General features: G+C 69.6%; 37 protein-coding genes and 2 tRNA genes. 28 read left to right on the top strand and 11 right to left on the bottom strand.

Annotation, left to right across the window (positions count from 1 at the left end; translation table 11 throughout):
* Window positions 1-150: 150 nt before the first annotated feature.
* From ACQEVJ_RS46040 to ACQEVJ_RS45940, 21 genes are all read left to right on the top strand, one after another.
* On the top strand, window positions 151-630 hold the full coding sequence (locus ACQEVJ_RS46040; protein WP_433112486.1) for a phage tail tube protein: 480 nt from the start codon (window positions 151-153) through the stop codon (window positions 628-630).
* On the top strand, window positions 627-1,013 hold the full coding sequence (locus ACQEVJ_RS46035) for a hypothetical protein (protein WP_433112483.1): 387 nt from the start codon (window positions 627-629) through the stop codon (window positions 1,011-1,013). Before ACQEVJ_RS46040 ends, ACQEVJ_RS46035 begins: the two co-directional genes overlap by 4 nt.
* 65 nt (window positions 1,014-1,078) lie before the next feature.
* Complete coding sequence (locus ACQEVJ_RS46030) at window positions 1,079-1,228, top strand: hypothetical protein (RefSeq protein ID WP_433112480.1); 150 nt, start codon at window positions 1,079-1,081, stop codon at window positions 1,226-1,228.
* Window positions 1,229-1,241: 13 nt separating this feature from the next.
* A complete protein-coding gene (locus ACQEVJ_RS46025) occupies window positions 1,242-4,370 on the top strand; it encodes a phage tail tape measure protein (protein WP_433112477.1) in 3,129 nt (1,042 codons plus the stop codon).
* A gap of 34 nt (window positions 4,371-4,404) precedes the next feature.
* Entirely contained in the window at window positions 4,405-4,683 is a 279-nt protein-coding gene (locus ACQEVJ_RS46020; protein WP_433112475.1) for a hypothetical protein, read from the top strand.
* Complete coding sequence (locus tag ACQEVJ_RS46015) at window positions 4,680-4,988, top strand: hypothetical protein (RefSeq protein WP_433112472.1); 309 nt, start codon at window positions 4,680-4,682, stop codon at window positions 4,986-4,988. The genes ACQEVJ_RS46020 and ACQEVJ_RS46015 overlap by 4 nt, the downstream gene beginning before the upstream one ends.
* Complete coding sequence (locus ACQEVJ_RS46010) at window positions 4,988-5,428, top strand: hypothetical protein (RefSeq protein ID WP_433112469.1); 441 nt, start codon at window positions 4,988-4,990, stop codon at window positions 5,426-5,428. Before ACQEVJ_RS46015 ends, ACQEVJ_RS46010 begins: the two co-directional genes overlap by 1 nt.
* 18 nt (window positions 5,429-5,446) lie before the next feature.
* Complete coding sequence (locus tag ACQEVJ_RS46005; protein WP_433112466.1) at window positions 5,447-7,219, top strand: hypothetical protein; 1,773 nt, start codon at window positions 5,447-5,449, stop codon at window positions 7,217-7,219.
* Between the two features lie 20 nt (window positions 7,220-7,239).
* On the top strand, window positions 7,240-9,102 hold the full coding sequence (locus tag ACQEVJ_RS46000; protein ID WP_433112463.1) for a hypothetical protein: 1,863 nt from the start codon (window positions 7,240-7,242) through the stop codon (window positions 9,100-9,102).
* The gene (locus tag ACQEVJ_RS45995) at window positions 9,102-9,500 is read left to right on the top strand and encodes a hypothetical protein (RefSeq protein WP_433112460.1); all 399 of its coding nucleotides are present in this window, start codon (window positions 9,102-9,104) and stop codon (window positions 9,498-9,500) included. The genes ACQEVJ_RS46000 and ACQEVJ_RS45995 overlap by 1 nt, the downstream gene beginning before the upstream one ends.
* Before the next feature lie 25 nt (window positions 9,501-9,525).
* Window positions 9,526-9,867 (top strand): phage tail fiber protein, encoded by a 342-nt coding sequence (locus ACQEVJ_RS45990; protein WP_433112457.1) that lies wholly within the window; start codon window positions 9,526-9,528, stop codon window positions 9,865-9,867.
* Between the two features lie 11 nt (window positions 9,868-9,878).
* Complete coding sequence (locus ACQEVJ_RS45985) at window positions 9,879-11,873, top strand: hypothetical protein (protein ID WP_433112454.1); 1,995 nt, start codon at window positions 9,879-9,881, stop codon at window positions 11,871-11,873.
* Between the two features lies 1 nt (window position 11,874).
* Complete coding sequence (locus tag ACQEVJ_RS45980; protein WP_433112451.1) at window positions 11,875-12,210, top strand: hypothetical protein; 336 nt, start codon at window positions 11,875-11,877, stop codon at window positions 12,208-12,210.
* A gap of 9 nt (window positions 12,211-12,219) precedes the next feature.
* Window positions 12,220-12,459 (top strand): hypothetical protein, encoded by a 240-nt coding sequence (locus ACQEVJ_RS45975; protein ID WP_433112448.1) that lies wholly within the window; start codon window positions 12,220-12,222, stop codon window positions 12,457-12,459.
* A 127-nt stretch (window positions 12,460-12,586) separates the two neighbouring features.
* Entirely contained in the window at window positions 12,587-12,880 is a 294-nt protein-coding gene (locus ACQEVJ_RS45970) for a hypothetical protein (protein ID WP_433112445.1), read from the top strand.
* Window positions 12,877-13,098, top strand: a complete 222-nt coding sequence (locus ACQEVJ_RS45965) for a DUF7620 family protein (protein WP_433112442.1) — start codon at window positions 12,877-12,879, stop codon at window positions 13,096-13,098. The genes ACQEVJ_RS45970 and ACQEVJ_RS45965 overlap by 4 nt, the downstream gene beginning before the upstream one ends.
* Entirely contained in the window at window positions 13,095-13,415 is a 321-nt protein-coding gene (locus ACQEVJ_RS45960; protein WP_433112439.1) for a hypothetical protein, read from the top strand. The genes ACQEVJ_RS45965 and ACQEVJ_RS45960 overlap by 4 nt, the downstream gene beginning before the upstream one ends.
* 5 nt (window positions 13,416-13,420) lie before the next feature.
* The gene (locus ACQEVJ_RS45955) at window positions 13,421-13,567 is read left to right on the top strand and encodes a hypothetical protein (RefSeq protein WP_433112436.1); all 147 of its coding nucleotides are present in this window, start codon (window positions 13,421-13,423) and stop codon (window positions 13,565-13,567) included.
* A complete protein-coding gene (locus ACQEVJ_RS45950) occupies window positions 13,564-14,307 on the top strand; it encodes a CHAP domain-containing protein (protein WP_433112433.1) in 744 nt (247 codons plus the stop codon). The genes ACQEVJ_RS45955 and ACQEVJ_RS45950 overlap by 4 nt, the downstream gene beginning before the upstream one ends.
* 53 nt (window positions 14,308-14,360) lie before the next feature.
* Window positions 14,361-14,561, top strand: a complete 201-nt coding sequence (locus tag ACQEVJ_RS45945) for a hypothetical protein (protein ID WP_433112430.1) — start codon at window positions 14,361-14,363, stop codon at window positions 14,559-14,561.
* A gap of 24 nt (window positions 14,562-14,585) precedes the next feature.
* Window positions 14,586-14,665: transfer RNA gene (locus tag ACQEVJ_RS45940), tRNA-Gly, on the top strand.
* 156 nt (window positions 14,666-14,821) lie between these two features.
* Here the strand turns inward: ACQEVJ_RS45940 and ACQEVJ_RS45935 are convergent.
* The 6 genes from ACQEVJ_RS45935 to ACQEVJ_RS45910 form a co-directional block, all read right to left on the bottom strand.
* On the bottom strand, window positions 14,822-15,097 hold the full coding sequence (locus tag ACQEVJ_RS45935) for a hypothetical protein (protein WP_433112427.1): 276 nt from the start codon (window positions 15,095-15,097) through the stop codon (window positions 14,822-14,824).
* A 106-nt stretch (window positions 15,098-15,203) separates the two neighbouring features.
* Window positions 15,204-15,812 (bottom strand): hypothetical protein, encoded by a 609-nt coding sequence (locus ACQEVJ_RS45930; protein ID WP_433112425.1) that lies wholly within the window; start codon window positions 15,810-15,812, stop codon window positions 15,204-15,206.
* Window positions 15,813-15,988: 176 nt separating this feature from the next.
* A complete protein-coding gene (locus ACQEVJ_RS45925; RefSeq protein ID WP_433112422.1) occupies window positions 15,989-16,597 on the bottom strand; it encodes a hypothetical protein in 609 nt (202 codons plus the stop codon).
* Entirely contained in the window at window positions 16,594-16,842 is a 249-nt protein-coding gene (locus ACQEVJ_RS45920) for a hypothetical protein (RefSeq protein WP_433112419.1), read from the bottom strand. The genes ACQEVJ_RS45925 and ACQEVJ_RS45920 overlap by 4 nt, the downstream gene beginning before the upstream one ends.
* A gap of 1 nt (window position 16,843) precedes the next feature.
* On the bottom strand, window positions 16,844-17,251 hold the full coding sequence (locus tag ACQEVJ_RS45915; protein WP_433112416.1) for a hypothetical protein: 408 nt from the start codon (window positions 17,249-17,251) through the stop codon (window positions 16,844-16,846).
* Between the two features lie 65 nt (window positions 17,252-17,316).
* Window positions 17,317-17,700 (bottom strand): hypothetical protein, encoded by a 384-nt coding sequence (locus tag ACQEVJ_RS45910; protein ID WP_433112413.1) that lies wholly within the window; start codon window positions 17,698-17,700, stop codon window positions 17,317-17,319.
* Window positions 17,701-17,845: 145 nt separating this feature from the next.
* On the opposite strand from ACQEVJ_RS45910, the gene ACQEVJ_RS45905 reads away from it, so the two are divergent.
* Window positions 17,846-18,592, top strand: a complete 747-nt coding sequence (locus tag ACQEVJ_RS45905) for a GntR family transcriptional regulator (RefSeq protein ID WP_433112410.1) — start codon at window positions 17,846-17,848, stop codon at window positions 18,590-18,592.
* Here the strand turns inward: ACQEVJ_RS45905 and ACQEVJ_RS45900 are convergent.
* The 5 genes from ACQEVJ_RS45900 to ACQEVJ_RS45880 all read right to left on the bottom strand — a co-directional run bounded on the left by ACQEVJ_RS45900 (window position 18,589) and on the right by ACQEVJ_RS45880 (window position 21,638).
* A complete protein-coding gene (locus ACQEVJ_RS45900) occupies window positions 18,589-19,863 on the bottom strand; it encodes a tyrosine-type recombinase/integrase (protein ID WP_433112407.1) in 1,275 nt (424 codons plus the stop codon). The two genes, ACQEVJ_RS45905 and ACQEVJ_RS45900, sit on opposite strands and share 4 nt — an antisense overlap.
* A gap of 112 nt (window positions 19,864-19,975) precedes the next feature.
* Window positions 19,976-20,063: transfer RNA gene (locus ACQEVJ_RS45895), tRNA-Ser, on the bottom strand.
* Between the two features lie 61 nt (window positions 20,064-20,124).
* A complete protein-coding gene (locus tag ACQEVJ_RS45890; RefSeq protein WP_433113325.1) occupies window positions 20,125-20,619 on the bottom strand; it encodes a nucleoside deaminase in 495 nt (164 codons plus the stop codon).
* A gap of 32 nt (window positions 20,620-20,651) precedes the next feature.
* The gene (locus ACQEVJ_RS45885; RefSeq protein ID WP_433112404.1) at window positions 20,652-21,134 is read right to left on the bottom strand and encodes a tRNA adenosine deaminase-associated protein; all 483 of its coding nucleotides are present in this window, start codon (window positions 21,132-21,134) and stop codon (window positions 20,652-20,654) included.
* 15 nt (window positions 21,135-21,149) lie between these two features.
* The gene (locus tag ACQEVJ_RS45880; protein ID WP_030508646.1) at window positions 21,150-21,638 is read right to left on the bottom strand and encodes a tRNA adenosine deaminase-associated protein; all 489 of its coding nucleotides are present in this window, start codon (window positions 21,636-21,638) and stop codon (window positions 21,150-21,152) included.
* A 138-nt stretch (window positions 21,639-21,776) separates the two neighbouring features.
* Here ACQEVJ_RS45880 and upp point away from each other — a divergent pair, with 138 nt between their 5' ends.
* The 6 genes from upp (at window position 21,777) to ACQEVJ_RS45850 (ending at window position 25,829) form a co-directional block, all read left to right on the top strand.
* Entirely contained in the window at window positions 21,777-22,415 is a 639-nt protein-coding gene (upp, locus tag ACQEVJ_RS45875) for a uracil phosphoribosyltransferase (RefSeq protein ID WP_433112401.1), read from the top strand.
* Window positions 22,416-22,585: 170 nt separating this feature from the next.
* The gene (locus tag ACQEVJ_RS45870) at window positions 22,586-22,804 is read left to right on the top strand and encodes a hypothetical protein (protein WP_433112399.1); all 219 of its coding nucleotides are present in this window, start codon (window positions 22,586-22,588) and stop codon (window positions 22,802-22,804) included.
* A gap of 73 nt (window positions 22,805-22,877) precedes the next feature.
* A complete protein-coding gene (locus ACQEVJ_RS45865; RefSeq protein ID WP_167748364.1) occupies window positions 22,878-23,054 on the top strand; it encodes a hypothetical protein in 177 nt (58 codons plus the stop codon).
* Window positions 23,051-23,581 (top strand): PH domain-containing protein, encoded by a 531-nt coding sequence (locus ACQEVJ_RS45860; protein WP_079314254.1) that lies wholly within the window; start codon window positions 23,051-23,053, stop codon window positions 23,579-23,581. The genes ACQEVJ_RS45865 and ACQEVJ_RS45860 overlap by 4 nt, the downstream gene beginning before the upstream one ends.
* A 138-nt stretch (window positions 23,582-23,719) precedes the next feature.
* Window positions 23,720-25,042 carry a helix-turn-helix domain-containing protein gene (locus ACQEVJ_RS45855; protein WP_433112394.1) on the top strand — a complete coding sequence of 441 codons (1,323 nt, stop codon included), beginning with the start codon at window positions 23,720-23,722 and terminating at the stop codon, window positions 25,040-25,042.
* A gap of 97 nt (window positions 25,043-25,139) precedes the next feature.
* Complete coding sequence (locus ACQEVJ_RS45850) at window positions 25,140-25,829, top strand: FadR/GntR family transcriptional regulator (protein WP_433112391.1); 690 nt, start codon at window positions 25,140-25,142, stop codon at window positions 25,827-25,829.
* Window positions 25,830-25,864: the final 35 nt, after the last annotated feature.

The raw sequence follows: 25,864 nt of genomic DNA, 5'->3' as shown, positions 1-25,864 counted from the left end.
CCCGACGGCACCTGGCTACAGCTGGCCATCTGCGGCGGCGGCGGGCCGGCCTACATCGGCACCGATCAGAACGGGCGGCACGAGTACGTCGTCAACGCCCGCTTCGACATCGATCACGAGACACCCCAACGCGCGTAGGAGGCGCTGACCATGGCAAAGAGGCGAATCAACGCGAGAGACATGATCGTCGAGGTCGAGGACGACACCGCCGACACCTGGTTGCGGGTCGAGAACCTGCAGAACATCACCGTCAACCCCGGCGAAAACGAAGAGACCGCCGACGTCACGGACAACGACTCGGAAGGGTCGTACGAGCAGGAGGTCATGCAGCGTGGCGCCAGCCTCGCGTTGGAGGGCCTGCTCATGAAGGACGACTCGACCGGTGCGCTGCCGCCCGGCCGGGCCCGCGTCGAGGAGATGTGCGGCGAGGACAAGCTGGGCTACGACTCCCTCGGCCGTGTGAGGTTCCGTCACCCGATGGACACGCAGTGGCGCATCTGGCCGTGCACGTTCAGCCTCGGTGAGCAGGGCGGCGCGACCAACGACAAGTCGAGCTGGTCCGCCACGATCACCAAGTCGGGTAAGACGACCACCGCGGCGGTCGCAACCGGTGGCGGGGGCGGCGTGTGACCGAGCCGACGTGGGTCGACGCCGACGAGTTCGACGGCGACCTCGACCAGGACTTCGACGCGGCTTGGGCCGAGCACCGGCCCAAGTACGCCAAGATCAAGGGCAAGGTCTACACGATGCCGCCGGACGTCCCGGCCAGCGTGCTCATCCTCCTCGCCCGCCAGAAGCGGGCGGCCCGATCCGGCGAGGATGGCCTGACCTTCATCGAGCAGATCCTCAAGGGCCTGCTCACCCCGGCCGGGTACGACCAGATCTTGGCCGACGGCATCGGCATCACCAGCCTCAAGGACGTCGTCGACTGGTGCATGAAGGCGTACGACCTCGCCAAGGACGACGGCGGGGACGGCGAGGGGGAAGCCCAGCCCCCGGCGACGGGGGCATAGGCCAAATCGTCCGCTACTGGGCGCTGATCGAGGCCGACTTCCAGCGGGAGTACGGCCTCGACCTCATGCCCGCGCTGCGGGCCGGGATGAGCTGGAGGCGGTTCTCCGTCCTCCTGATCGGCCTGTCCCCGGAGTCCATGTGGCGACGGGTCGTCTCCTCCCAGCCCGTTGAGCTGTCCGGCGAGGCGGCGCAGTCGTTCATCGGCACCCTGTGAGGGAGGTGGCCTCGTGGCGCTGTCACTCGGCGAGCTGGTCGGCTACATCGACCTCGAAGACAAGGGGTTCGCCGGCGGGCTGCAGAACGCCGGGCGAGGCCTTGACCGGCTGCAGTCCTCAACGAGCAGCAGCATGTCGTCGATCGAGGGCACCGTCTCCCGGGCCCTCTCGCAGATCGAGGCCGACATCACTGACGGGCTCGACCCTGCTGCGGCCATCAAGGATCTCGACAAGCTGGAGCGCGCCCTCGACGACGGGCTCAAGTCCATGCTCGACGAGGCAGACCGGTTCGCCGACGAGCTCGATAAGGCGATCGACGACGCGTACGACGGGCTCGACGACAAAGCCCGCAAGGGCGGCGAGGACGCCTCGCGCGGCTTCACCGACGGCGTAGGCGACGGCGGTAAGGCCAAGTTGTCCGGCATCGGCGACGGCTTCATGTCCACGCTCAAGGGCTTGGGCTGGGCAGCGGCCGGCGCGGCGATCGGCGCCCTGCTGATGAAGGGCCTCGAAGGCGCCATGGACGCCCAAGAGGCCAAGGCCAAGCTCTTCGCTCAGGTCGGCGCGACCGAGCCGGAGATGAAGCGGCTCGGCGGCGCCGCCGGGAAGGCATACGCCGCCGGCTACGGCGAGAACCTGAGCGAGGTCACCGACGCGATCCGCGCGGTGGTGCAGCACATCGACGGGATGCGGGGCGCGTCCGAGAACACCCTCAAGACCATGGCGGAAAGGGCCATGGACACCGCCACGGTCATGGATGAGGACGTCGGCGGCGTCACCCGGGCCGTGTCTCAGATGCTCCGCACCGGCCTCGCCAAGTCGGCGAAGGAAGCGTTCGACATCCTGGTCAAGGGCGCCCAAAACGGCGTCAACAAGTCCGAGGACCTCCTCGACACCTTCAACGAGTACGGCACCCAGTTCCGCGACCTCGGCCTGAACGCCAAGGAAGCCCTCGGCCTGATGTCGCAGGGCCTCAAGGCGGGCGCGAGGGACAGCGATACCGTGGCCGACGCGTTGAAGGAGATCAACATCCGGGTCCGCGGCATGGACACCAACGCGGTCCCCGCCCTGCAGAAGCTCGGACTCAACGCTCACACCATGGCCGACGCCTTCAGCGCGGGCGGCAAGAAGGCGCACGACGCCTTCGGCACCATCCTGCAGAGGCTGCGCGAGGTCAAGGACCCCACCGAGCGCTACCAGCTCGCCGTCGCCTTGTTCGGCACCAAGGCCGAGGACATGGCCAAGTCCATCGACAAGCTCGACCTGTCCAAGGCGGGCCAGGAGATCGGCAAGGTCGGCGGGGCGGCCAAGTCGGCCGGCGACCAGCTGCACGACACCGCGGCGAACAAGCTGGAGTCCTTCAAGAGGGGCTTGCAGCAGAACCTCGTGGACTTCCTCGGCGGGACCGTCCTGCCGAAGGTGGAGGAGTTCGCCAACAAGTTCGACCTTGCCGGGCTGGGCGAGAAGGTCGGCCCCGCCCTAGAAGAGGTCAAGGGCCTGTTCTCCGAGGTGTTCGGCTCCATCGGCCAGTGGATCGAGGACCACAAGGGCAAGATCGACGAGTGGTCGGGGAAGATCGGCGGGGCGGCCGAGGACGTCAAGGGGATCCTCACCGACGTCCGCGCGTTCTGGGACCAGTGGGGATCGCAGATCCTCGACGGCGCGGGCATGCTGATCGACGGGGTCACCAGCCAGTTCTCCGGCGGCTGGAAACTGGTCAAGGGCATCTGGGACACCGCGGTCGGGCTGCTGACCGGCGACTGGGAGAAATTCAAGAGCGGAATTCTCTCAATCGGCTCCGGCCTGTGGGACACCCTGAATTCGATGACCCTCGGCGCGCTAGGCAAATTCACCGATGGAATTTCCGAGAAACTGTCCCTCGCCGGAAAGTATTTCTCGGGCCTGAAGGATGACGTCCTCGGCGCGGTGAAAAACGCGAAGGCCTGGCTAGTAAAGACCGGCAAGGACATCGTCACCGGATTCTGGAACGGCCTGCAATCCATGGGCGGCTGGATCAAGGGGAAGGTGACGTCCTTCTTCGGCGGAATGGTCCCCGACTGGGTGAAGCAGGCCCTCGACTCCCACAGCCCAAGCCGGGTGTTCATGGCCATCGGCGGCGACACCGTCACCGGATTCGTCCAGGGCATGCTGCAGCAGCAGCCCCGCGCCCAGATGACCGCCAAAGCATTCGCGAAGCTCATGAAGGACGCGTTCGCGGTCGATATCAAGAACGCGCCCGATCCCCTGGTCGACTGGATCAAGCGCAACAACGACCACCTGCACGACTTGGCGGACAAGCGCGAGGAGATCATCAAGCGCATCGCCGACGCCAAGAAGTACGCGAACGACATCGCCAAGCAAATGGTGGACTTCGCGAGCGTGGCCGACCTGGGGCTCGAAAAGGGCGACGGCGCGCAGGACATGATCAGCGGGCTCAACGAGAAGCTGACCCAGATCAAGAAGTTCGCGAACGACATCAAGGTCTTGGCCGAGCGCGGGCTGAACAAGACGACCTTGTCCCAGATCATCAACGCCGGACCTGAGAAGGGTCTGTCGCTGGCGGAGATGCTGGTCGGCGCTGACGGGGCCGAACTCAAGGCGATCAACAAGGCGCAGGGCCAGATCAACAAGGTGTCCAAGCAGATGGGCAAGACCTCGGCGGACGCCCTGTATGACGTGGGCAAGAAGGCGGGCGACGGCTTCCTCAAGGGCCTGCAGGGGAAACTCACGGAAGTCGAGTCCATGATGGCCAAGATCGCCAAGGCCGTCGTTGACGCCGCCAAGAAGCAACTCGGCGTCAAGTCCCCCTCGCGTGTGTTCATGTCGATCGGCGACAACACGATGCTCGGCTACATCCAGGGCGTCCTCGGCCAGCAGCAGGCGACCGTGTCCGCCGTCGCCGGAGTCGTCGGTAAGGCCGCCGCGACCGCGTCCCGCGTTCCCGGCCTGGTGCCCGGCGCCATGGCCGGGCCGAGCTCGGCGCCGGCGTACGGCGCGGAGTACGGCCAGGGCCACGGCCAGGTGTACGGGGCCGGCCCCGGCGGTGTGGTCGTCAACATGCCGAACGCGGTCATCCGGGAGCAGGCCGACGTCGGCCGGATCGGCGCCGAGTTCGCATTCAAGTACCGCGCCCGCGGCTGACCTTCGTCCCCCGACCACGGAAGGTGGTTTCAGCATGTCCAGTTTCGATCCCTCGCTGGGGATCACCTACGGCGCGTGGTTGCGCCGGAAGGGCATCCAGATCCGCGGTGACCGCAGCGTGCCGCGGACGCGGGAGCCGCTCGACGAGGACGGGCGGCGCCGCCGGATCGTGACCGAGCGGACCGAGTCCGGCGCGATCGCCGTCACCACCCAGCGCACCGACGAGCGCGGCGGGGAGCACCAGGACGTGCACATCCACGCCCCGGCCGTCGTCGGCATCGGCACGGGCAGCGGGCAGGTGATCGTGCCGTGAGTGGCGAGGGACGGGCACGCCTGGAGGCGGCTCTGCTGCGGGATCAGGCCGAGATCCTGGAGCTGTGCGGCGCCGAGCAAGAGAAGCTCACCGCGGCGCAGGAGGCGTACGAGGCCGACCCGACACCGGAGACGCTGGCCGCCTACGAGGAGGCGCAGCAGTCGATGTACGAGCTGCGGGGGTGGTTGCGGGCGGGCGCGCAGGAGGCGGCGGCCAACGAGCTCCCAGCAGCGCCCCCGGCGCGGGAGCCCCGGGCCCGGGCCGCCCGGTCTGGCCGCCGTCGCGAAGGTGAAGGGGAGTCCTGATGGCGTGGTCCAAGTCCGGGTATTTCGTTGCGACGCAGGTCGGCCAGTGGGGGGCCGCGGCGCTCGGGATCAACCTGCTGTCCGGCATGAAGCTCGCCCTGTGGGGGTCGAGCGTGACCCCGAACTTCGACACCGACACCGCGTACGGCACCGCTCCGTGGGCCTCCGGCGAGTCGTCGGGTGCGGGCTACACCGCCGGCGGTGTCACGCTGGCCAGTCCCACCTTGGTGGGCTCGGCCGGGGTCATGGCGTTCGACGCCGACAACGTCCAGTTGGACCTGTCCACCATCACCAGCGAGGGCGGCATCATCTACGCCTCGGCGAAGTCGAACCGGTTGTGGCTCGGCCTGTGGTGGGGTGCTCCGAAATCGACTCAGGACGGGACGTTTCTGATCACCTGGCATTCGTCGGGGATCGCCTTGATGAACCTCGTCCCGTAACCCCTCGGAGGTGGGCTGGTGCTGCTGCGGAACACCCTCGAAGGCGGGGTAAACGGTCAGGCGATCACCGTCGCCAACTCCGGCGGAGCATCGGGGAACGCGTTCAGCTTCGCGGGGAACGGGACATATTCGAGCGCGCAGGCGGCGCATGGGAGCTTCTCAGCGGCGTGCGCCCCCGACGCCACGATGAACCTGGAGTGGCAGTCCTTCGCGGTGCCCAACGGGAGCCTTTACTCGCGGCTCAACTTCCGGATCACCCGGCCCACCATTGACGACACGTACGTGTCCCTTTACGTGGGGACACCGAACACCGGCACCTCGTACGAGTGGTCGACACGCGTCGTCATGCACACGAACGGCACCGCACATCTCGAACTGGGCCACTACAGCACATCGGGCGGGTTCGTCACTCTTGGCAGCAAAAGCATCACCCTCCCGAACTCCACCTGGTGCCGATTGGAGCTCAGGGCGGACAACAGCGCGCCGACCAGTACGGCGGAGGCGCGATGGTACAACCAGATGGACGGCACGACGATCACCGACAGCGTGACCGCCAGCACCTCTCATGCGTCGGTCTTCGGCTGGAACTACTTCGGGGCATCCGCCGACACTTACCAGAGCAGCACCAACGTCTGGGTAGACGACATCGCGTTGTCAGACGTGGGCTGGCTCGGCCCCGGCAACATCCTTGACGCCACGCTCACCCCCGGCGCGGTGTCCGCCTCAGCCGTCATCCCCTCGCCCGCCCTGTCGATCGGCAGCACCATCGCCCCGGGCGTGGTGGCCGCCACCGCGGTGATCCCCGCCCCCAGCATCCATACGGGGGCCCTCACAACGGCGGTCAACCCGGGCGTGGTGGTCGCCACCGCGGTGATCCCCAGCCCAACGGTGGACGCATTCGCGAACGTCTACCTCACCCCGGATCCGCTGGTCGCCGCCGCGGTGATCCCGGCCCCGGCGATCGGCGTACCGGTCAACCCCGGCGACCAGATCGACCGGACGGGGCAGATCGAGTGGAACGGCTTCCTCCTCGGCTCGACGACCGAATACCGGTGGCTGACCCTCGACGGCTGGTGGGACCTACCCGACCTCGATGGCGGGAACGTCGCCCACCCGTCCCGGCACGGCGCGTATGCCGGGCGCGACCTCACCCAGGAACGGCACGTCACCTACACCGCGCTGGTGCGGGCCCGCCGCGAGAACATGCAAGCGGTGATCAACGAGCTGAAGGCCGCGACCCGGATCCTCGACGACGACACCGAGCTGCCGCTCGCGATCCGGGTCCTGGACGACATCCTCGTCGGCTACGGCAAGGTCGCCCGCCGATCCATCCCCATCGACAAACTCGTGCGGCTGGGGCACGCGCAGCTCACCATCCAATGGACCCTCAGCGATCCGATCCTGCAGTCGCGGGACCTGGCCAACGCGGTCATCGCCGACGGTGTCTGGCAGTCCGTCACCAACGTGGGGAACGCCCCGGCATACCCGACGATCCGCATGCCCGGCCCCGCCACGGGCCCCACGATCTTCGTCCGGCACACCGAGGCCGGCCGCCTCGACGAGAGAGCGTTGGAGTTCGACCTCCACCTGAACGCCGGCGAGACGCTGCTCGTCGACACCTACTACGGCACCGCCGTGGTCGGCGAGGAACCGGTGATGGACACACTGGCCGGCAACTCGGTGCCGATCCCCGACCTGGTCCTGCCGTCCGGGCAGTCGCAGGTCGGTTACGGAAGCTCGGGCGGCGGCGCACCGGCCGCGACCATGCTCTGGCGCCACTCCTACCTTTAACCACCCGGGGGTGATCGCGCGTGGTCGCCAGCATCCGGGACGCCACAGGCACGACCGTCACGAACGCGAGCAGCGTGAGCATCTCGCGCCCGTCGTCCTCGTCCGGCGACGTCCTGCTGTGCATCCACTCCACCAACGCGGGCTCTCTGTCCGACATGCGGATCCAGGGCAGCGGGTGGCAGACAATCGGCTCCCGAAATGACGACCGGATTTTCGGGCTCGGCGGCGGCACGAAGATCTACCGCAAGACCGTGGGCAGCAGCGAGTCGGGCTCGTACACCGTGCAGCAGGGCGCGGGCGCGGCCACCGTGGTGATGCTGTCCATCAAGGGCGGGCACCAGAGCCTCGCCGTCGTCCGGAACGACGGCGACACTGCCCTGCCGCCCACGTTCGACCTCAAAGAGGTCACCACCCCGGCCGCGTCCCCGCCCTCAGGGTCCGGCGTGGACATCCGCGTCGCCGTCGCGTGGGACCCGGACGGGTCCGTCTCTTGGCCCACCCCGTCCGGGTACAGCACGCGGTCGACGCAGCAGGTCGTCGGCGCCGTCTCAACGGTGGTGGTATCGAAGTCGCTCGTCACGTCCGCCTCGGTCGGGTCGGTGACGTTCCGGATCAACCGGTCGGCGACGGGCATGCACGGGTTCACGATCATCGTGCCCAGTGCCACCACGGATGAGTCCACGCCCACCCCGCCGTCGTTCCCCACTTTCAGCCCGGCCCGGGGCAGCGCCCTCTACCGGTACACCGTCCACGACCTACTCTCGGGCGCCTACCGCGGGGACATCTACCCCCGCGACGTCACCTTCGACAGAAGGATCGGCGAGGCCGGCGCGTTCGGCGGCACCCTGGCGATCCCCAACCGCCGGGTGGCCGACCAGGTCGCCGAGATCATCCCCCGCCACGCCTCGGACCTGACCAGCGGCCCCGGCCGGATCGTCGTGCACGTCTGGCGGGCCGGGGACTTGTGGGGGGAGTACTGGATCACCGGGGCGATGATCCAACGGTCTCGCCGCGGCGGCATTCAGATCCAGCTCCGCGGCAGCACCCTTGAGGCCTACCTCAGCCACGTCCCCGTCGAGCAGGACCTGGAATACGAGGGCGACCAGATCTCGTGCGCCCGCAGCCTGCTCAACAACATGATGAGCAGGCCGGGAGCCAACATCGGTCTGACCCTCGCCCCGGGGACTGCCGGCGACCCACGGAACCTCGCGGTCAAGGCCGCGGACGCCACCACCTACGGCGACGCGTTGCGCGGCTACTCGCAGACGTACCCCTCGTTCGAATGGCTGGTCACCCCGACCGTGGGGCAGCACGGCGGGATCGAACGGCGCTGGGAGTGGGGCGCCCCCACGATCGAGGGCGACCGCGAGCACGTGTTCGTCGACTCGCCGCACGGCGGGGACATCCTCGACTGGTCGGAGGAGATCGACGCGTTGCGCGGCGGCACCCGGGTCATGGTCCGCGGCGGCACACCGGAAGTCGAGGACGCCTCGGAGGGCAGCACCCCGGTCGTGTCCGACTGGCTGAGCGCGACGGCTCATCTGGCGGCCGGCTGGCCCCGCTACGGCCAGGTGGTCGATCATCCCGGCGAGTCGACGTGGAAACCGGAGCTGGACTTCTACGCCCAGCGGTGGATCGCCGCCCTGGGCGGTGCGGTGCGGGTGTACTCCTGCACGGTCGCGCTGGGTGGGAAACCGACCTTGTCGCCGACGAGTCTGGGGGACTACGTGCGCCGGGTCATGGTCAACGAGTGGCACCCGCGCATCAACGGGGGTGCGGGGTTCGACCAGTCCCAGCGGCTGATCGGCGTCGGCATCACCCCGGTCTCCCGTACGACCGGCCGGGAAGAGGCCCAGTTGATCCTGGAGGAGGCGCACGTCTGATGGTGGACAAGTTCCCCGCCGAGCAGCAGCGGATCGTCAAGGGCCTGCAGGACGCGGTCGATCGGCTCAACACCATCGCCCGTGGTGTCGCCCCCATCAAGGTCAACAAGGCGTCGGAGTATTTCGACCTGCCGGAGGCGTCGCCCGCCGCGCCCGGGTCGGGCGTCCGCCTCTACTCCGGCGGCGGCAAGTTCACGGTGAAGACCTCGGCCAACAAGACGGTCACGATCCCGATGGCCGACGTGGCGAACCCCGCGAACTTCACCTCGCCCAGCACCCAGACGGGTGACTTCGCGTCCGCGAGCGCGTACACGCAGCTCCGCGCGGACTGCGCCCGCCTGCACGACACCGTGAGAGACCTGCAGAACGCCATGCGGGCCGCCGGGCTCATGGGATGACAACCACTCACCTTGGAGGAACACCATGGCCATGACCACCGCCTACCTCGACGCCATCGCCGGGGCCGGCCGCACGGCGATCACGCACATCGGCCTCGTCAACGGATCCGGCGTCGAACTCACCGGAGGCTCATACGCCCGGAAGGCCATCACCTGGACCGCCTCGTCCAGCGGGACGATCAAGCCGAACGCCGACCTGGTCTTCGACGTCCCCAGCGGTGCGACGGTCGCCGGGTGGCGCGGCTACTCGGCGTTGACGTCCGGGACGAACTACGGCGGCGCCGACCTCACGAGCCAGTCGTTCAGCAGCGCGGGGACGTACACGCTGCTCGCCGCGTCGACGGCCATCAACCACACCGCCGCGTAGGGCCGTAGCCTGTGCTGCTGAAAAACTCGTTCGAGGGCGGGACCAACAACGTTGCGATCAGCGCCAGCAACTCGGGCGGGGCCAGCGGTAACGCGTTCTACTTCACCCAGTCCGCGACGTACAGCACTGCTCAGGCGGCGCATGGGACCCGCAGCGCGGCGTGCGTCGCCTACTCCACACTGACACTGGCGTGGGAGACCGAAGCCCTCAACGGATCCCTGTACTACAGGCTGGACTTCCGGATCGGCAAGCTCCCGCCCACCGGTCGCGAGCGCGTCAGCATCGACCTCGGAACCCAGGAGGGCGCCGACTACTACCAGTGGAAGGCCAGCGTCGACGTGCCCGCGTCCGGGACGCCAACGCTGGTGCTGGCCCACTACGTCGGCTCCACCAGCACCTGGACCACTGCCGCCACCGCGAACATCACGGTCCCGTTGGGTACGTGGTGCCGCTTGGAGCTCCGCGCCGACAACGGGACGACCAGCACCACGGAGGCCCGGTTCTACAACAGCGTGGACAGCACCACGGTCACCACCAGTGTGACCGGCAGCGCATCCCACCCGGCGGGAGTAATCCCGTGGGACTGGTGCGATGCGTACGCGGACAGCTACGTACAGGACGCGGTCAACATCTGGCTCGACGACCTCGCCGCCGCCGACACCGGGTGGCTTGGGCCTGAGGGCCTAGTCGCATTCTCGGGCGGGTCGGCGGCCACCGTCGCCGCGGCCCCGACCGGTGTGGGTAAACCTGCCACCAGCGGCGGCCAGGCCGCCGGCGTCACGGTGGCCACCACCGGTGCGGGCGCCCCCGGCGGGCAGGGTGGTGCGGCTGCGACCGTCACCACCACGGCGTCGGCGGGTGGCGCACCAGGTGGCCAGGGCGGCGCCGCTGCGACCGTCACCGCTGCCGTCTCAGCGGGAGGCGTCCCGGGCGGCCAGGGCGGTGCGCAGGCCTCGATCACCGCCGCCGTCAGCGGCGGGGGTACGGCGGCCGTCAGCGGCGGCCAGGCCGTCACCATCACCACCACCTCGACCGGCGACGGCGCACCAGCAGCAGCCGGCGGCCAGGACGTCACGATCGCCGTCGCCGCCAGCGGGAACGGCGTGGTAGCCCTCGCCGGAGGCGAGACCGCCACGGTGGCCACCACCGCCACGGCGGATGGCAGCCCCGGGCTCTCCGGCGGCGACCAAGCTGCTGTCGACGTCGACGCCACGGGCGACGGCACGGCCGGATTCGCCGACGGCTCCGAGACGACCGTCACGGTGTCCGCGGCCGGTGATGGGGCGGCTGGATACGCCGGCGGGTCCGAGACCGAAGTCATGGTCGCAGCGACCGGCGGCGGCCTCACCGAGGGCACCGGAGGCGGATCCGAGGAAACCGTCACCGTGGCCGCCGAAGGTGCTGGTGCTCCCGGCCCGGCATCCGGCGCCGAAGAGACAGTGACCGCGGCTGCGTCCGGCGCGGGCCTGGCCGGCATCGCCGACGGCTCGACGACCGCCGCGGCGGTGGCCACCGAAGGCGCAGGCTTCCCCGCAGCTGAGAGCGGGTCGGCCGCCGAAGTGGCGGTGGCCACCGAAGGCTCAGGCCGTCCGGCGTTCGCCGGCGGATCCTCGGCCACCATCGCGGTGACCGCGACCGGCGGCGGCGCGCAGGGCGACGTCGGCGGCGGCTCCATCGCCGTGGTGGCGGTTGCCGCAGCCGGGGACGGCGCCGTGGCCGTCGTGGGCGGCTCGTCGGCGGCCGTACAGACGGCGGCCACCGGAGCCGGGATCCCGGCCTTCAAGGGCGGGTCGGCCGCCGAGGTGTCCGTCCACGCGACGGGCGCCCGCCTGGTCGTCGACATCACCGTCGAGGTCGGCCCGACGCGCGTGCTCGAGTTGGCCACCGTGGGCCCGACCCGTGCGGGCGAGCGCGTGACCGTCGGCCCCACCCGATCCTCCGCCGAGGTGGGCGACACCCGCACGAGCACGACCGTTGGGCCCACCCGGATCAGCAGAGGAGCGTGACGTGGCGGAGATCTACCGCACCGGCACCGAATGGTTCGCCAACCAGATCACGATCACCCGGGGCAAGGTGGCGGACATCACCACGGTGGGCGTCTACCACTCGCTCGACCCCAACGTGGTGCCCGAGGTCGACGAGTTCACCGCGGTGCAGGTGGCCGACGGCACCGCCCAGCCGCCGGACGAGCTCGCCGAGGCGGGGAAGGTTGACGTCTTGTCGCTGATCGGGCCGAAGAACGGCGACGTCGAGCTCGGCCCCGGGGACTGGCAGCGGTTCGTGCTCCTCCAGACCGCGACCGAGGACATCATCCGCAAGATCGACGTCATCACCATCCTCTGAGGGGCCTGCATGCGTACCGAGATCCGCGACGGCTGGCTCGTCGTCCCGTACTCCGGGCACGACCTCGCCACCGTGCACATCGCCGTCGCCCAGCGCCCGGCCGAGGAGGACTGGCGGCCGGCCTATCTGGACTACGTCGGCACGGAACGCGTGGCGAAGATCCGCCCGCCCGCCCCGTCCGGCCGCCAGGTCAGCGTGTGGCTACGGGTCGGCGAGACCGTCACGAGCGCCGGCCGGATCACGATCTGAGTGATCCCGATGAACGTGCCGCCCGCTGACTGCGTCTGTCGATCGCGATGGGTCAGTGGGGAAACAGCGGGCGGCGCCCCCCGCTCTGGCATCCGCCAGGCGGACCACACAACCGAGGGGGACGTGAGTGGACGGGGCAACCCTGGTAGACGTGCTCGTCCAGGGAGGCGCGGTTGGGGTGGCCCTCCTGCTGTTCGTCCTCGGCTGGATCGCCCCGAAACCGAGCATGGACCGCGCGGACCGCGAGATTACCTACCTCCGCCAGGCCCTCGCCGACGAGCGAGCAGCGCGAGAGGCCGATCGCGAGGTATACCGGCTGGAGACCGCCGGCGCGAACGCGGCCGCCGTCGAGGCCGCCCGTACGACCGCGCACCTGCTGCAAGACCTGCGAGAGCGTAACCAGCCGGAGGCGCGGCGATGAGGTGGTTCCTGCGGAGACGACGTGCTGTACGACCGGAGATCGCGGCCGAGGCGGAACAGTCCCGCCAGGCCCGCATCGCGGCGGAGGCGGGGCTGCGGCGGGCTCAGGAGCAGCACAAGCGGACTGAGCGGCAGCTCGTCGACGTGCTGCGCGAGCTGAACGCGAGCAACGGATTCGCCGAACTGTTGATTCGTCAGGTGATCAGGGAGTCAGGATGACGCTCATCGCGGTGACCTGGTGGGCCATCCTCGCCGGCGGGCTTATCCCCACCTCGTGGTTCCTGGTGAGGTTCCGCCCGGCATGGCCGATCCGGCGCCCGTCGCTGATCGTGAACGGCTTGGTCAGCGTGATCTGGCTGGTGTACCTGCGTTCCGCGCTGCTGCTGGCCACCAACGGCTGGACGCCGAAATACACCGGCACCGTCGACACCGTGATCATCGTCGGGTTGGGCGCGGCCGCGGACTGGCTGCTGATCCTGCTGCTGGCCACGTTCCTCGACTACCGCAAGGACCGGCACGAGCGAGAGAGGTCGTGACCTGAATGACTCACCCCATGCCCCCGGAGCCGCAGACGGGCGCGGGCCCGACGGAGTCGGACGAGGAGGAGGTCCTCCGCGCCTTGTACGGCGAGCCGGACAGCGACGGGATCTACCGCGGTGACGGCTCCGGCGCGGGTGGTGGCCAGTGAGCGCCACGAAGATGCTCGCGACCGCCCGCAAGTCGCTGGGGCTGGTCGGCCGCCCGAACTACATCACCCGCGAGTACGCCTCCCGCAACGGGCCGGAGTACCGCGACGCGGCCTGGTGCGACATGAGCATCACGTACTGGGGCCGCCACTCGGGCAACGCCGCGGCGGTGCTGCCGCAGGGCGATCGGGCCTACACGGTGACGCACGCGCTGGACGGGCAGGCACTCGGCCGGTGGTACCCGGGGACGGCCGAGAACATCCGCCGGCACCTCAAGCCGGGCGCGATCGTCTTCATGGCCTGGGAAGGCACCGACCGCATCGGCGATATCGACCACGTCGGCGTCGGTGAGGTCAACCTCGGCGACGGCAGGGTGCAGACGATCGAGGGCAACACCGGCGACGCCTGCAAGCGCCGAGTTCGCGGCCCGAGCGTGATCGCCGGGTTCTGGAACCCCGACTACGAAGGAGAGGACATGCCGTCTCCCAAGGAGATCGCCGACGCCGTCTACGACAGGCTGACCGGCACCGTCACTAAGGACGTGTGGGCCGCGAGGGAGCAGCTGCTCGACGTCGGCCAGAAGCTCGACCCGCGCACCTTCATCAGGCAGGCGTGGGCGTACGGCAAGGGCAGCTACACCCGCCTCGGCCAGGTGCTCAAGGAGCTGCAGGCGCTGCGCGAGGAGGTCGCCGAGCTCCGCCGCGACGCCGACCCCACCACCAAGCAGCCCGGCCAGGGCTGACCTCCGCTCGTCCCGCCGGCGTACGGCGGGCCCATCCCCCCGAAGGAGGGGCAATGATCATTGGCAGGATGGCCAAGGCCATCGTCGCCGCGGCCTCGGCCGGTATCGCCGCGCTCGTCACCGCGATGGGCGACAGCGTGATCGAGACCGGCGAGTGGGTCACCATCGGCCTGGCCGTGCTCGGCGCGCTCGGCATCACGTTCGTGGTCCCGAACGCGGCCAAGTCCGAGGAGCGGCCGCTCCCCCTGAGCTGAGGGTCCCCCGCACGGCCCTCGGGTGCTCTCGTCATCCAACAGGCAGGACCGCCGCTCCCCGCCGCGGCGGAACGCAGGGTTCGAGTCCCTCGCCGAGAGCGCCACCGCCCCCTCCCCGCTTCCCCGGGGGAGGGGGCGCCTTTTCGCGTCTCAGGCGACCATGGCCAGCGCGTGCTCGCCCATCGCGGGCTCCGGGAGCTCCCGGCGGAGGCGGGGCCCGGGCCTCGCGCATTGACCTGAGCGCTCGCGCTCCGCCGCCGTTACCAGCGGCGCCGCTTCGCCTTCGCCATGCGGACGAGCACGAACAGCAGGAGCCCCAGCCAAGGGACCTCGACGAGCCATCCGATGATGTTGCCGAAGGAGTCGCTTCCTCCGAAGTGGCCCACCAGCCAACGGGTCAGCGCGTACGGCAGGGCGGCAATCGCGAAAACGGAAATGACGGCAGCGAGGACGGGGTCGCTCTTTCCTTTGCGACCTCCGCCGATGCGCTTGGAGACGCTGATCGGGCCGATGCTGCCGCCGATACGGATACCCATGAGAGGCTCCAGGGTCTGGGAGTTGGGGGGAGTAAGACGCGACGTCTGGCAGCCTGGATTCCCAGGAAGTGGACGGCGCGATGTCATAGTGATCAGTAGTTGCCGCTCACCCGCATAGGCTTTGAGCGCGGTCCTCGCTCACGAGCTGGTCGATGCTCTTGGTTCGATAGTCCTTCTGCACGTCCTCTGAGGGCACGAACCGCCACTGGCCGTCCTCGTACACGAAATCGTGCGTGAACGTCATGATCGACCGGGCGACGACCACCTTCGCGTGTGCGCCGGCCACGGTGACGCTGGATACCTGGAACCGCAGACCCTCGACGACTGGCTTGCACAGCTTGAATCTGCGCACGTAGTCCTCGCGAGAGACGACCTGCTGAGTGGCCCGCGACCAGTGGTCCCAATACGCGCCGTAGGAGCCGGCGGAGTACAGGTCGAAGATCTGCTGCGCGGCAGCCCGAGCCCCGGCTTGGTTACGAGGCTGCGTAGGCTTCGGGCTCGGCGACGGGCGCGACCGGACGGTCTCCTCCATGGCGGCTTTCGCGGTGGCGGAGGCCTCCGGCTGCGCCTGGGCGCCCCCGTTGAGCACGAGCACCACGGACAGTGCCGAGCCCGCCAGCGCGATGACCGCGAGGACCAGCGCGAGGATTGCTATGCCCGAGCCGCCGGTCTGCCTGTGCTGGGCGCTCCGGTCGCGTAAGAATGCATCGCTCATGAATGTCCCGTTTCGGGTAAATCGGAATTCGACAGCGTCAAAGGGGGACGCGTGACAGACGCGAAAAGTTGACACAAATAAATATGGAGCCCTGCCGGGGAGGACAGACCTAATTGACCCGCCCCGGCAGGGTGACCCGCCTGCGCTACGTGGGCCGACGAACGCAGGCGGGCGGCTCAGGGAAGCGGCTCTGGTTCCATATCGCGGAGCTCGACGACCGCGAGCCGAGCCAGGATCCGGGGCAGCGCGGCCGCGCCCCAATCCGCGTAGACGTTCTCCCGAGCCAAGAACGCCTCACCTCGCGGGCCACACCGATACAGGTCGCCGAGCACGCCGACCGGTTCGGCATACGCCGCGGTGCACAGCGTGGGGGCACCGTTGAGCTGGGGGCAGTGGGCCAGCGAGAGCGGGATGCACTCACGGCAGGTCGGCGGTGCCGTCGTGCCGTACCGGTCATCGGCGATCGGCTGGTAGACCTTCTCCGTGAGCAGCCACGGCAGACGCCCGTCGGCGTCGGTCGCGGGCCGCTTGCACACCTGGCACAGGTTCTTGCGCAGGCACTCCCACTGCCGGCGGGCGTTCAGCTTCCGCCACCGCACGGCACCGCGCATGTTGGTGCGGACCCGGACGCGCAGGACGCCGTTGATGCGGTCGGATGGGCGCGGGTCGATGAACTCCAGCCGCACCTCGCCGGACAGGCCGGGCTCCGTGAAGATGAGCGGCTGCGGCACGGCCTCGTCGGCGTAGGCCAGGACGTAGGGGATGGGGATCGCCGGCGCGCTCACTTCGCAGCCCTCGACGCCTTCTCGGTCTGCTCGGCGAGCAGCTCCCGCAGCTGCTCCGGCGAGGCGGCGTGCACCGTCGCCCACAGCCCGGCGCGCAGCTGCTCGGGGCTGATCCTCTTCCGGCGGGATGCGTACCAGTCGCCCGACTCGCCCAGCGAGTCCGTCGCCCGCCACACACCCCACTCGGGGAAGTCGTGCTCGAGTTCGCGGCGGTGCTCGAGGTCGGTGTAGATGTCCAGGTTCATGTCAGGCCACTCCCCTCAGCAGTGGTGCGTTGTACGGCTGCCGACGTCCCGGCGGCGAGGCGGCGGGGCGGGCGGCCTGCACGGCGCGGGCGGCGGCGGCCTCGATCGGCAGCATCGGCGGGCGAACGCAGCGGGCCGGCACCGGCGCGGGGAACCGCCCGACGAGGCCGAGGCCGCGCCGGACGTCGGCGCGGCGGCGCATCTGCGCGGTCGTGGGCGGCTCGTACACGTGGCGGGGGCGCGACGGCACGCTGTCGGCCTCGTGGGCGTACGGCGGGTGCCCGCACCAGCGGCAGCCGAGCGGCAAGGGCGGGCGTCCGGCGGTGTGACGGACCCGGGTGCGGCGGGTGGTGCCGTCGGCCCATCGGACGGGGGCGGCCGCCGCGATGGGGGCGCTAGGGTTGTTCATCGGGTCAGGACCTACTTCCTGATCAAGGGCCCGGTACGGCGTCTCCAGCGCCTTCCGGGCCCGATTTATGTGTGGGTGCTGCCGGGTTCCCCGATCTCGATCCGGCGGGTGATCCCCGACTCGTCGACGCGCATCTCGATCTGCGGCGCGGCCGCGCTGAGGAGCTGCATGCCGTAGCCGGCCACCTGCTCAAGGCGGGCGTCTTCGGCGACGTCGACGCCGACCTCGACGGCCACGTGCGCGCCATCCACATGGATGGCCAGGCGTACGGGCGGCCCGTCCGGTGCCCCGTCGACACCGGCGAGAGCGGCGGTGACCATCTCGCTGACGGCGAGCTCGGCCTCCGCAGCGCTGTCCGGCCCGATGGCCCGGGTGACGACGTCGCGCGCCAGCAGCCGCGCAGCCGTAGCCGCGGCGGGCACTGGCGGCATCGCCATGGGGTAGTCCACGACCACCGTCCTCGGACACATAGCCTGTACTGACCACTCAAGGAGACGCACTGACATCACTGTCTCCTGAATATGCAGCTTGTCTCACGAAGGGCTAGCCGGTCAAGCTGTACGGACGATTCGCCCCCCGGGGAGCAGGAGCAGCGTGGAGAGCAAAGCCCGATACCTCCAGATCGCCGACGATTTGCGTCGGCGGATCAAGGCCGGCGAGTTCCCGCCCGGCGCGAAGATCCCATCTCGTGCCGAACTCTCCAGGCACTACGAGGTGGCGCCGCCGGTGGCCACGCGCGTCCTGCAGATCCTCGTGGCCGAGGGCCTGGTCGAGTCGCGGCCCGGCGCGGGTGCGTACGTGCTGCCGCCGCCGGAGCGGCTGCAGCTGTCCCGGGCGTGGTACCGGGAGGTGCGCGGCGGCAGCCCGTTCGCCGGCGACATGGAAGCGCAGGGCAAGACGCCGAGCTGGCGGGTGCACTCCCGTACCGACGTCGCCTCGGCCGACCTCGCGCAGCGCCTGGCGATCGCCGAGGGCGACCCGGTCATGCGGACCGTCTACGTGTACACCGCCGACGGGCTACCGGTGCAGCGCGCCGTGTCCTACGAGCCGTACGAGCTGACCCGGGGCACGCCGATCGCGCTGCCCGAAGACGGCCCGCACGCCGGCCGCGGAGTGAAGAACCGCATGCGGCTGATCGGCATCGAGATCACGCGCCGCCGCGAGGGGCTGCACTCTCGCGGCGCGACGGTGGAGGAGGCCCGGGACCTCGGGATCGCTCCCGGCGCGATCGTCACCGTCCTCCGCAGGACCTACTTCGCCGAGGATCGGCCAGTGGAGACCACGGACATCGTCGCGCCGGGGGATCGTGTCGAGTTCGTCTACGTCCTCGACGTGGACTAGGCCGACCGGCCGCTCATCACCTGGTCGACGACGTCGACGGCCCGCTGGTCGGCCTCCGGGGTCAGGTGCCCGTAGATGTCGCTCGTCACGGCGATGCTCGCGTGGCCGAGCCGCTTAGACACCGTGTCCAGGCTCACGTTGGCGGCCAGGAGCTCGGTGGCGTGCGCGTGGCGGAACTTGTGCGGAGTCGCCGCCGTCTCCAGCGCGTGCTCCTCGGCCAGCGCCACGACCTTCCGCCAGTGGGTCTGGCTCCAACCGGAGGAGTTCAGGATGCCGCCGCGCGCACCACGGAAGATCAGCTCCTTCGACTTAGGGTCGACGCCGCGCAGCCGCCGGGTGAGCATCATCACGACGCTGGCAGGGATGCGGATCGTCCGCAGGGCCTTGTCGCTCTTGCCGTAGGTGGCGCGGTACGGCCGCCGCGTGGCCGCGTCCTCTTTGATCGCCCCGGCGACGGTGAGGAGCCGCCGCTCCAGGTCGACGTCACAGGGGCGCAGCGCGGTCATCTCCGCCCACCGCAGGCCGGTGCCCATGGCCAGGGTGACGATGTCCCCGGCGAGGGCGGACACCTGGTAGGCGAGTGCGATCCACACCTGGATCTCCTCGCCGGTGGGTACCTGGTCCAGGGACACGCTCCGGCCGACCAGCTTCGGCAGCCGAACGTCCAGGCACGGGTTGGACGGCATGTGCTCCTTGTGCTTGCGCACGGCGTAGGCGAGCGCGGGCGCGATCACAGAGCCGTGGATGTTGTGAATCGTCTTCGGGCTGTAGCGGCGCTTCTGGCCCCGCCAGGCGTAGGTTCGGCTGCCCATCCAGGTGACCCACGCCTGGAGCACGTCCTCGTCGATCTGGTCGATGGTCAGGCCGCCGAGCGGGCCGACCTTCCGCCCGTCGGGCAGGGTGACGATCGCGGCCTGGACGTGATTGACGTACAGCCGCCGATAGTCGGCGACTTGGCGGGCGTCGGCCTTCTTGTTCTGCGCGAAGCAGGCCTCGACCACCGCGGTGAGCGTGGGGATGCTGGGAGCCGGCGGGGCGGCGGCGTCCTCCTGGGGGGCACGCTCGCCGATGCCCATGCCGTGGCAGCCCTTCGGGTAGCCCTCGGGTCGGCGGTCGCCCGCCGCCTCCACCAGGCCCTTGAAGCGGCGAGCCGTGCGCCGGTCGTAGCAGGTTTCACTGTCGCGGGCGCCGGTGCGGGCGCCGCCTTCGCGCCAGACGATCCGCCAGCTCTTGACGCCCTTGCTGCTGACGCGCTCCTCGATCGATGCCATGTCTCTCCTTCGGTAGGAGGGGTGACGCGCCACCGTGCCCCCGTGGGTGCCCCCATGGGCTGAAAGCAAAAGAGCCGCTGACCTGTACACGCAGGTCAGCGGCTCTTTTTGGTGGCGGTGGAGGTGGGATTTGAACCCACGGTAGGTTGCCCTACACACGCTTTCGAGGCGTGCGCCCTCGGCCACTAGGCGACTCCACCGCGCAGCAGCTTACCGGACGAACACCACTACGCGCGCATCCGTTTCCGTCCGCCCGCCGAGTCAGGCGCGGCGGCCCGAGAAGAACTCGGTCAGCACGGCCGCGCACTCGCCAGCCAGCACCCCCATGACCACCTCCGGCCGGTGGTTGAGCCTGCGGTCCCGCAGGACGTCCCACAGCGATCCGGCGGCCCCGGCCTTCTCGTCCACCGCGCCGTACACGACGCGGTCCACCCGGGCGAGGACCGCGGCGCCTGCGCACATCGTGCAGGGTTCCAGCGTGACGACGAGCGTGCAGCCCGTCAGCCGCCAGTCGCCGATCCGCGCCGCCGCCGCGCGCAGGGCGAGCACCTCGGCGTGGGCCGTGGGGTCGGCGCTCGCCTCACGGTCGTTGCCCGCCGCCGCCAGCACCGGACCGGGCGCGCCGGGCTGCGACACTCCGGACTGCGACACTCCGGGCTGCGACACTGCGGACTGGGGTGGGCCGAGCACGACGGCGCCGACCGGCACCTCGCCGCGCCCGCCCGCCCGTACGGCCTCCGCCAGCGCCAGCCGCATGGCGGCCTGGTACGCGTCCGGCGGCGAGCCGGTCACCGCAGGCGGTCGAGCTCGTCGGCGAAGCCGAGCCGTTCGGCGATGAGGGAGAGGATGTCGGCGGGCAGCACGCCCTCCTCCATGCTGAGCTCCACGAGCTCCTCCGCGCTCAGGGAGAAGTCGCCGAGCAGCTCCAGGTCACCTACCGGACGGATGCCGAGGTCGGGCGCGTCCTTGTCCACCACGACGCCGGCCAGCTCGGCGAAGATCTCGCCCAGGGAGTCGTTCTGCACGGCGTGCGCGTCGGAGATGAACACGCGGGGGTCGAGGTCGCCCTCATAGCGAATGATCGCGAACCACTCGTCCTCGACCTCGACGCACAGCAGGGCGAGCTCGTCGCCGCTGAGCCCGAGGGCCTCCTGCAGGGCGTCGCTCAGGTCGTCGGCGATCTCGGCCTCGCCGAGCTCGACCTCCGCGCCGGCCCAGCGACCGTCGATGCGGGCGAAACCGGCGGAGAAAAGGTTGGATCTGGAGGGCATTGCCGTCTCCCCAGGTCAGCCGATGGCGGCGTCGACGGCGCGTTCGAATGGCTGGGAGAAGCCCAGCCGCGCGGCGATGCTGGACAGGACCTCGTCGGGCAGCAGATCGAGGTCGCCGGACAGCGCGCCCAGCTCCATCTCGTCGAGCCCGAGGTCGGCGAAGATGGACAGGTCCCCGGCGGGAAGCACGCTGTCGAGCTCCTCCTCCTCGGGCACGGGCACGTCGAGGTATTCGAGGACCTGCTGCGCCAGCGGCCACTCCCAGGCGGCCGTGATGTCCGAGAGGAAGACGTCCACCTGCTCGCCGAAGACCCGTAACGCCACGAAGAAGTCATCCCCTACGGCGACCATGCCAATCGTGGTTCCCATGCTGGGGGTCTGGCGGAGGGCGTGAATGAGTCCGTCGAGGTCGGAGGTCAGCGCCACCGGGAGCATTTCCGCCTCCCAGCGGTCCTCCTCGCGATAGACGACGATGGCGAAGTCAAGAGTGTCCACGTCTGTCATCGTCTTCCCCACCGCACGGTCTTCACGCAGGCAATGGTCGCAGAATCGGAGTCGTACCGTACGGTGCTCACTCCAAATCGTGATCAAAGACTCAGCCAACGTCGAGGGTTTACCCAGGAGACGGTAACTTCTCTTCCCATGGAGACCCTCGTCGTCGACCACCCGCTCGTCGCCCACAAGCTCACCACTCTCCGCGACGTGCGGACCGACTCGCCGACGTTCCGCCGACTCGCCGACGAGCTGGTCACGCTGCTCGCCTACGAGGCCACCAGGGACGTTCGGGTCACCGACGTGACGGTCGACACACCGCTCACCCCCACCCACGGCGTACGGCTGGAGCGCCCCGTGCCGCTCGTGGTGCCGATCCTGCGCGCGGGGCTGGGGATGCTCGACGGGATGACCCGGCTCCTGCCGACCGCCGAGGTGGGCTTCCTCGGGATGATCCGCGACGAGTCGACCCTCAAGGCCCAGACGTACGCCACGCGGCTGCCCGAGGACCTGTCCGGCCGGCAGTGCTACGTGCTCGACCCGATGCTCGCGACGGGCGGGACCCTCGCCGCGGCGATCCAGTTCCTGTTCGACCGCGGCGCCCGGGACGTCACCGCGATCTGCCTGCTGGCCGCCCCCGAGGGCATCTCGTACCTGGACGAGGCGTTCCGCGGCGGCGACCTGCCGATCCGGGTGGTGACGGCCGCCCTCGACGAACGGCTGAACGAGAACGGCTACATCGTGCCCGGCCTCGGCGACGCCGGCGACCGCCTGTACGGCGTCGTCTGATTTCCCGCTGATTTCCCAGGAGTCTGATTTCTCCGGGGCCTGATTTCCCTTCCTTTCCGCGCGGTCCGTCCGCATCTCACCTCTGGTTACACTGCGCGCCCAGTAGGGTACTCAGTGTGATGACGACGTCACCTCGCGCTCTCGCGAGCGGCGCGCCACCAGGGAGAGCGATGATCCAGCATCCGGCCGGCGAGCACTACGAACAGCTCGAGGCCCTGCTCAGGGACGAGTTCGCGGAGGTGCATCCTCCCGCGACGGTGACCCGGTGTGTTCAGGCCGCCCACCACGGCGCCATCGAGGTCACCGGACACGCGCACCCCGCACTGGTCGAGCGCATCGCCCGCAAGCACCTGCGGGTCCTGGCGACCGCCGCGACGGAGCGGGGCTGACGCCGTCACGATCAAGAAACCCGTTGGCGGTTAGCCGCTTTACCAAACGGGGTGTCTGGGTAATGTATTGGTCATGGGAGTGGTGACGGCGGTGCAAGCGAAGAAAGTCATCAAGTGGACGCTCATCGTGTCGGCGGGCTTCTACCTGCTCACGAGGCCGACTGACGCGGCCCACACGGTCCACGGGGCCTTCACAGGAATCGTCAGCGCGGCCGACTCGATGGCGCAGTTCTTCGCCACCCTGACATGAGACTTGTGACCCACGGGGACTCAGCCCCGTCGTCGGTCAACCGTTACCTCCTCCCCCACGAACACCAAGTCATCATGGTCCGGCGCCATCCCGCCGTGCTCCTGCGCCCGGTCGCCGAGATCTTCGGTGGGCTCATCCTCGCCGGAGTCCTCAGCAAGTTCCTGAGCGACAACGGTGCGAGCCAGGCCCTCGCCCTCGTCTGGTGGGCCTGGCTCCTCCTGCTGGTTCGATTCGTCTGGAAGGTCGCGGAGTGGTCGGTCGACTACTTCGTCGTCACCTCCCAGCGCATGCTTCTCACGACGGGCCTCATCACGCGCAAGGTCGCGATGATGCCCCTGAGCAAGGTCACCGACATGAGCTTCCAGCGCTCGCTCCTCGGCCGCATGCTCGGCTATGGCGAGTTCGTGATGGAGTCGGCCGGCCAGGATCAGGCCCTGCGCACCGTCCCCCACATCCCCTATCCGGAGACCTTGTACCTCGAGGTCTGCCAGATGATCTTCCCCAGCAAGGACGGGGACGACGACTGACCGGCGGTCGCCCGTCCGATATCTCGACACCGTGATCGAACCTTCATCGTCGTGATTCTTGACGGAGGGTTACACGATTCGGTCGCTTCGTGCCATTATGGCGACACTATTGACCCTTCCCCCGCCCTGAGAGATCAGATGCCGAGTCAGGGAACCATCGGTGACCGCGTCCGCGGATTGCGGTTGAGCAGGCGTATGTCTCAGGCCCAGTTGGCCGGACCCGACCTGTCCGACAGTTACGTCTCCCTCATTGAGTCCGGAAAGCGGACGCCCACTCCCGTCGTCGCTCGGCTGCTCGCCGAGCGGCTCGGTTGCACCACCGAGTTCCTGCTCCACGGGATAGAACCCCGGCAGCGCATCGACACCGAGCTCGGCCTCCGACATGCCGAGCTCGAGCTGTATCACGGCGATCCCGCCGTGGCGGCCGACCGCTTCGGCGAGATCGTCAAGGCGGCGGGTGAGGACAACGCGATGCTGGCCGCCCACGCGCGGCTCGGCGTGGCGCGGGCGCTGGAGGCCCAGGGCCGCGTCGGCCGGGCCGTCGAGGCCTACGAGCGGCTGCGCCGTGAGGCCACGGCGCACCCCGAGCGCCTCGCCGACCTGCCGCTGACCGTCGCGCTGTGCCGCTGCTACCAGCGGGCCGGCGACCGGCTGCGGGCGCGGGACCTCGGTGCCCACGCGCTCGGCCAGATCGACCGGCTCGGCGTGATCGAGGGCGAACTGGCCATCGAGCTGGCGCTGGCGCTGGTGGAGGCCGAGACCGGCCTGCCGTACGTCGAGCGGGTGCTGTCGAGCGCGGGCCCGGCGCACGCGAGCGACCGCAGCGCGGAGATCCTCGCGCTGTGGCAGGCCAGCGTCACGGCGGCCGAAGGCGAGGACTCGGCGCTGGCCGTGCAGCTCGCCGAGGACGCCCTCGCGGCGGGCCGTCCGGCCCGGATCGCCGTACGCCGAGCCCGCATCGCGATGCACTGGGCTCGCATCACCGCGGCGGACCCCGAAGGCGCCGATTTGGATCGAGCCAACGATCTCGCGAAGTCCGCGGCGGACGTCTTCGCGGAGTTCCCGGCCGAACGGCGGGAGCACGCGCGGAGCCTCGTGGTGCTGAGTTTCGTACGGTTCCGGACCGGAGACGCGGAATCCGCAGCCGAACTCGCCGATCAGGCACTGGATCTATTGGACGGCGCCAAGGGGACCACCGCGGCCACCGCGAACATGGTCCTGGCCGAGATCGCCTTGGCACGGTCCGAGGATCCGGCCGCCGCGCTGGACCGGGCCCACGACCTGCTGGACTGCGAGGCGCACGACCGGGAGACCGCCCGGGCCTGGCGCATGCTCGGCGACCTGTGGGGCCAGGCCGGTGCCCTCGACCGGCAATCAGGGGCATATCGTAGAGCCCTGGAAGCGGTCGGAATCCGCGTGAACATACCGGGCTCCATGACCACGACGGTGCTCGCTCGATAGCCTCCTGGGGCTCCGGACTTGTTCTGGAGGCTCTGGAATAATGAGGGTCTACCACTCATTCCATCATCGGATGATTGGCAACCCAAAGGAGGCTGACGTGAGCCTGCGGACGGCGCAGCGGGCGTCTCTCGTGGACCAGGTGATCGACCAGCTCAAGGAGCAGATCACCTCCGGCTCCTGGCAGATGAATGCCAAGATTCCGACCGAGACGGTACTCGCCGAGCACCTCGGAGTCGGCAGGAACACGGTCCGTGAGGCGGTCCGCGCGCTGACCCACGCCGGGCTGCTGGAGTGCCGCCAGGGCGACGGCACGTACGTGCGGGCCACCAGTGAGCTGTCGGGTGCGATGGCCAGGCGACTGCGCGCGGCCGAGCAGCTGGAGATCCTGGAGGTCCGGCGCGCCCTGGAGGTCGAGGCTGCCCGGCTCGCGGCGACGCGACGGACCGACGAGGACGTCGCGTCGATCGAGGCCGCGCTGGCCGAGCGCGAGAAGGCATGGTCGGACGGCGACCCCGAGGCGTTCGTCGAGGCCGACCTCGCCTTCCACGTGGCGGTCGTCGAGGCCACGCACAACCGGGTGCTGATCGACCTCTACGTCGACTTCTCCGCGGCGCTGCGGGCGAGCATCGCGGCGGCCGGCGGCTCCCTGGAGCAGAACTACATCCCCCATGACGCGATCGTGCGCGCGATCGCCGCCGGCGACGCCACCGCGGCCGAGCGGGCCGGTCACGCGTGCATGGAGCACATCCTCATCGCCCTCACCGACTCCGCCACCCTCACCTCCTGAGCCCCCGGCCCGGCGGGTCCGTCAGAACGGCACCC

Origin of the sequence: Microbispora sp. CA-102843 (genome assembly GCF_050936215.1) — a bacterium.
In the GTDB taxonomy this organism is placed as follows: domain Bacteria; phylum Actinomycetota; class Actinomycetes; order Streptosporangiales; family Streptosporangiaceae; genus Microbispora.
The sequence above is the reverse complement of the archived record's forward strand: the minus strand, read 5'-3'. Positions and strand labels throughout refer to the sequence as shown.

Bases quoted from the DNA above. Each gene is read 5' to 3' on its own strand.
- ACQEVJ_RS45885 (WP_433112404.1), bottom strand. From the start codon at position 21,134: ATGCCCTCCAGATCCAACCTTTTCTCCGCCGGTTTCGCCCGCATCGAC.
- ACQEVJ_RS45915 (WP_433112416.1), bottom strand. From the start codon at position 17,251: ATGAACAACCCTAGCGCCCCCATCGCGGCGGCCGCCCCCGTCCGATGG.
- ACQEVJ_RS45900 (WP_433112407.1), bottom strand. From the start codon at position 19,863: ATGGCATCGATCGAGGAGCGCGTCAGCAGCAAGGGCGTCAAGAGCTGG.
- ACQEVJ_RS46040 (WP_433112486.1), top strand. From the start codon at position 151: ATGGCAAAGAGGCGAATCAACGCGAGAGACATGATCGTCGAGGTCGAG.
- ACQEVJ_RS45865 (WP_167748364.1), top strand. From the start codon at position 22,878: ATGGGAGTGGTGACGGCGGTGCAAGCGAAGAAAGTCATCAAGTGGACG.
- ACQEVJ_RS45995 (WP_433112460.1), top strand. From the start codon at position 9,102: ATGGTGGACAAGTTCCCCGCCGAGCAGCAGCGGATCGTCAAGGGCCTG.
- ACQEVJ_RS46020 (WP_433112475.1), top strand. From the start codon at position 4,405: ATGTCCAGTTTCGATCCCTCGCTGGGGATCACCTACGGCGCGTGGTTG.
- ACQEVJ_RS45955 (WP_433112436.1), top strand. From the start codon at position 13,421: ATGACTCACCCCATGCCCCCGGAGCCGCAGACGGGCGCGGGCCCGACG.
- ACQEVJ_RS46030 (WP_433112480.1), top strand. From the start codon at position 1,079: ATGCCCGCGCTGCGGGCCGGGATGAGCTGGAGGCGGTTCTCCGTCCTC.
- ACQEVJ_RS45880 (WP_030508646.1), bottom strand. From the start codon at position 21,638: ATGACAGACGTGGACACTCTTGACTTCGCCATCGTCGTCTATCGCGAG.
- ACQEVJ_RS45990 (WP_433112457.1), top strand. From the start codon at position 9,526: ATGGCCATGACCACCGCCTACCTCGACGCCATCGCCGGGGCCGGCCGC.
- ACQEVJ_RS45870 (WP_433112399.1), top strand. From the start codon at position 22,586: ATGATCCAGCATCCGGCCGGCGAGCACTACGAACAGCTCGAGGCCCTG.
- ACQEVJ_RS45945 (WP_433112430.1), top strand. From the start codon at position 14,361: ATGATCATTGGCAGGATGGCCAAGGCCATCGTCGCCGCGGCCTCGGCC.
- ACQEVJ_RS45920 (WP_433112419.1), bottom strand. From the start codon at position 16,842: ATGAACCTGGACATCTACACCGACCTCGAGCACCGCCGCGAACTCGAG.
- ACQEVJ_RS45965 (WP_433112442.1), top strand. From the start codon at position 12,877: ATGAGGTGGTTCCTGCGGAGACGACGTGCTGTACGACCGGAGATCGCG.
- upp (WP_433112401.1), top strand. From the start codon at position 21,777: ATGGAGACCCTCGTCGTCGACCACCCGCTCGTCGCCCACAAGCTCACC.
- ACQEVJ_RS45890 (WP_433113325.1), bottom strand. From the start codon at position 20,619: ATGCGGCTGGCGCTGGCGGAGGCCGTACGGGCGGGCGGGCGCGGCGAG.
- ACQEVJ_RS45960 (WP_433112439.1), top strand. From the start codon at position 13,095: ATGACGCTCATCGCGGTGACCTGGTGGGCCATCCTCGCCGGCGGGCTT.
- ACQEVJ_RS45855 (WP_433112394.1), top strand. From the start codon at position 23,720: ATGCCGAGTCAGGGAACCATCGGTGACCGCGTCCGCGGATTGCGGTTG.
- ACQEVJ_RS45975 (WP_433112448.1), top strand. From the start codon at position 12,220: ATGCGTACCGAGATCCGCGACGGCTGGCTCGTCGTCCCGTACTCCGGG.
- ACQEVJ_RS45935 (WP_433112427.1), bottom strand. From the start codon at position 15,097: ATGGGTATCCGTATCGGCGGCAGCATCGGCCCGATCAGCGTCTCCAAG.
- ACQEVJ_RS45860 (WP_079314254.1), top strand. From the start codon at position 23,051: ATGAGACTTGTGACCCACGGGGACTCAGCCCCGTCGTCGGTCAACCGT.
- ACQEVJ_RS46010 (WP_433112469.1), top strand. From the start codon at position 4,988: ATGGCGTGGTCCAAGTCCGGGTATTTCGTTGCGACGCAGGTCGGCCAG.
- ACQEVJ_RS45930 (WP_433112425.1), bottom strand. From the start codon at position 15,812: ATGAGCGATGCATTCTTACGCGACCGGAGCGCCCAGCACAGGCAGACC.